1 protein-coding gene is annotated in these 331 nt (G+C 73.7%); it reads right to left on the reverse strand.

Going from position 1 to position 331, the window contains the following annotated elements:
• Positions 1-331, reverse strand: a 331-nt coding sequence (locus CVH10_RS18920; protein ID WP_219924835.1) for a hypothetical protein, incomplete at both ends; no start/stop codon positions are given.

Raw genomic sequence — 331 nt, forward strand, 5'->3', positions numbered from 1 at the left:
AGGTGGCGACTGACCGCGTCGGGATCGAAGCGGCCGGCGAGACGGAAGGGCGGGCGGCCATGGGCCGTCGCAAGGCGCCGCAGGGTCTCGATCCGGGCGGCTTCGCGGGCGATCCAGCGCCGGCGCAGGGCGGGTCGCATGAAGACCAGCCGGCGCCCGGCGCCTTCGAGATCGTCGAGTTCGAGGAGGCCCCAGTCCGGCAGGCCCTCCGCCTCGGCGGCGTCGCCGAGAAGCACCGGGACCAGGTCGTGCCGGCCCAAGGCGGCGAAGACCTCGGTGATCAGCGCCTCCGGCCACCGGAAGTCGGAGAGCAGGAACACGATCTTCGGCC

The sequence above is a fragment of the Halomonas sp. ND22Bw genome (genome assembly GCF_003011945.1).
Taxonomy (GTDB): domain Bacteria; phylum Pseudomonadota; class Gammaproteobacteria; order Pseudomonadales; family Halomonadaceae; genus Halomonas; species Halomonas halophila.